This window comes from Streptococcus mitis, assembly GCF_946190065.1.
Taxonomy (GTDB): domain Bacteria; phylum Bacillota; class Bacilli; order Lactobacillales; family Streptococcaceae; genus Streptococcus; species Streptococcus mitis_DE.
This window is the reverse complement of the sequence record NZ_CAMHZD010000039.1, coordinates 1-1,605: the sequence shown is the minus strand read 5'-3', so window position 1 is coordinate 1,605 and position 1,605 is coordinate 1. Positions and strand designations below refer to the sequence as shown.

General features: G+C 37.6%; 1 protein-coding gene. It reads left to right on the top strand.

The genetic code is table 11. From position 1 onward, the window contains the following. Positions 1-65: 65 nt before the first annotated feature. Entirely contained in the window at positions 66-1,523 is a 1,458-nt protein-coding gene (locus tag OCF96_RS09820) for an IS1182 family transposase (protein ID WP_084927090.1), read from the top strand. The last annotated feature ends 82 nt before the right edge of the window (positions 1,524-1,605 follow it).

The following is a 1,605-nucleotide window of genomic DNA, read 5'->3' as shown; positions in this document are numbered from 1 at the left end:
TCGAGTCTACTGAAAAAGTCATCAACTTGATGGCTTTTTTGTTATACTAGAGATGAGGTGAAATAATGCTTGATAATCAGTTAACTATGGATGTCAGTCCTTATTCTAGTTTGTATGATATCGTAGTTCCTAAAACCCACTTTTTACGTCAGCTAACTGAACTCTGTGATTTTAGCTTTATTTATGATGAACTAGAAAAGAATTATCGTCCCGATTTTGGGCGTAAAGCTTATTCACCGATTATGATGTTCAAATATCTCTTGTTAAAAGATATTTATAAGTTATCAGATGTAGATGTGGTAGGACGTTCCTTGTCAGATATGGCCTTTAAATTTTTTCTTGGTCTAGCTCCTGAAGATTCTGTTATCGAGCCATCCTCTCTGACAAAATTTAGAAAGCTAAGAATTAAAGATGACAAACTGCTTGATGTATTGATTCAGAAGTCTGTTCAAATTGCACTCGAACACAACTTGATTAAGAGTAAGATTCTCATTGTGGATGCCACTCACACCAAAGCTCATTATAATCATAAGAAACCCCAAGAAATTCTTAGAGAGCGTTCAAAAGCTTTACGTAAAACAATTTATCAACATTCAGAAGATATCAAAATAGAATTTCCAAAGAAACCTCAAGAAGATAACCTCAAAGCAGAGTTGACCTATACAGAGGAGTTAATGGCTGTGGTTGAAAAACACGAGGAACTCTTAGCCCTACCGGCTGTTTCTCAAAAGTTCAATTACCTAAGAGAGGCTGTCGAGGACGACTTAGAACATTTGGAAGCTTCTGTTAAGGAGGAGGCTAGGCTCGGACATAAGACAGCCGACAGCTCTTTCTATGGATATAAAAGTCATATCGCTATGACGGATGAACGGATTATTACTGCTTGTGTGGTCACTTCTGGCGAACAAAACGATGGGAAATATTTACCTGAATTATATGCCAAAACAAAGGAAAATAGTCTGGACATCGAGACTATTATTGGTGATGCGGCTTATTCAGGAAAGGACAACATTCAACTAGCGCGCAAAGAAAAGATTCATTTGGTTTCAAAACTGAATCCTTCTGTTTCAAAAGGTTACCGTAAAGAAGAGGATGCGTTTGAATTTAATAAAGATGCAGGGCTATTTGTCTGTCCAGAAGGACACATGGCTGTTCGCAAAGCAAGGACAGGGAAAAAATATCAAAATAAGAATCAAGTTGTCACTCATTACTTTGACATTGAGAAGTGCAAGAGTTGCCTTTCCAAGGAAGGATGTTATAAGGAGGGGGCAAAGTCTAAAACTTATTCAATAGCCATTAAGAGTGACGACCATCTTTTCCAGAAGAAATTTCAGGAAACACCTTATTTTAAAGAAATGGCCAGACATCGCTATAAAATCGAAGCAAAGAATGCCGAACTAAAACAGAGACATGGCTTTGATGTCGCGAGAGCATCGGGTCTTTTCAGCATGGAGTTACAGGCAGCAACAACCATCTTCGTGGTCAATATGAAACGAATTATGGCCTTAATAAATACAAAATAACCGAGGAACTCGCTCAAATTAACGAGAGATTCCTCGGTTTTCATTTCATTAAAAGTAAGAGACCTATTTTTTCAGTGGCCTC

What these genes read in the sequence shown, in the direction of transcription:
- OCF96_RS09820 (WP_084927090.1), top strand. Translation starts at nt 66, where the DNA reads ATGCTTGATAATCAGTTAACTATGGATGTCAGTCCTTATTCTAGTTTG.